This is a genomic window from Micromonospora sp. NPDC050795, from assembly GCF_044456785.1.
In the GTDB taxonomy this organism is placed as follows: domain Bacteria; phylum Actinomycetota; class Actinomycetes; order Mycobacteriales; family Micromonosporaceae; genus Micromonospora.
In genome coordinates this window covers 1-1,314 of record NZ_JBITGE010000113.1, presented here as the reverse complement: position 1 = coordinate 1,314, position 1,314 = coordinate 1, and the positions used below count along the sequence as shown (strand labels likewise).

Below are 1,314 nucleotides of genomic sequence, written 5' to 3'. Positions count from 1 at the left end.
TGGTCGACTGCTGTCATACCGGGAGCCTCGCCCGCTGTGCACATCAGACCAAAGCCTTCCGTGACCTGCATCGTCACGATGAAAATGCCTCAGTGGAAATGTTGGCTCATGGGGTGCTCACTCACCCAAGCAGCGGACAACAGCCTGCGGATGACCGGCCGCCGGCGTACTCCAAGGAACTGCGGGACCGGTTGAAGGTGGTGAAAGAGGCTGGCCAGCGGCGAGCGGTCGCGATGTCCTCATCCCGGCCGGCGGCCGCAGCCCGGCACAAGGGCGTCACCGACCGGTTGGCGCCTATCGCTTCGATCGCACCGACAGCTGCGCCGCCAATGAACCGGTAACGGGCCAGCCCGCGCCCGGACCGAAGCGGAGCCGGCAGGAACGACCGCTCCTCAGCACCACGCCGACCGGACCCGTCACCGGCCGGACCGGCGCCTGCCGTTGTCGTCCGACCATTCGCTCGGCGTTCTGTACCGCAGCCGGCACACCTCGTCGGCGCTCACGCCTTCATCGCCACGACCGAGACCGGCAACTTCGGCGGTCCTCGCGGCGCTGACCGAGTTCCGCAGCGTCTTTTGGTTGACGCCGAGTTCATGGCCGACCCTCAAGGTAATGATCGGCCCGAAATTCCGGCCAAGTCTACAAGGGCCTGACGGATCTACTCGGGGTGCCTCGAAAGACGTGGAGCCAGGGGCCGTCCTTTTCAGACCCGGTCCAGGTCCAGGGTAATGGTGCTTCTTTAATGGATCTTGGCTGGTAGGCGCTTGATGCGGTGCAGGGTGATCGTGTGGGTCTGTGGATCTGAGGGTGTTTCCGGCCTGACCTGCCGGGCGTTGTGCCTGGTGAGGGGGGTGCCGTGATGACCGCGACGCTGAACGACCAGATCGGAGGTAAGAAGCGGGCGGAGGCGAAGGCCGCGGCAGAGCTGGTCCGGGCCGTGAAGGAACAAGGGCTGTCGTTGACGGGCCCGGATGGGCTGCTCAGGCAGTTGACCATGACGATCTTGGAGACCGCGTTGAACGAGGAGATGACCGAGCACCTGGGCTATGGCCAACACGATCCCGACGGTGCCGGCGCGGGCAATATTCGTAACGGCAGCCGGTCGAAGACAGTGCTGACTGACGGGTCGGGTCCGGTGCAGATCGACGTGCCGCGGGATAGGGCGGGCACGTTCGAGCCTCAGATCGTCACGAAGCGGCAGCGCCGGTTGTCCGGGGTTGACGAGGTGGTGTTGTCGTTGTGTGCCATGGGTTTGACGACCGGGGAGATTAGCGTTCACTTCGCTGAGATCTGTGGGGCTTCGGTGTCGTGGGA

General features: G+C 64.8%; 2 protein-coding genes. Both read left to right on the top strand.

Annotated features, from left to right (window positions below):
- Nucleotides 1–341, top strand: a 341-nt coding sequence (locus ACIBEF_RS32450; protein WP_396797237.1) for a hypothetical protein, incomplete at its 5' end; no start/stop codon positions are given.
- Between the two features lie 518 nt (nt 342–859).
- Nucleotides 860–1,314: transposase (locus ACIBEF_RS32445; protein WP_396797235.1), on the top strand; the 455-nt coding region annotated here is incomplete at its 3' end.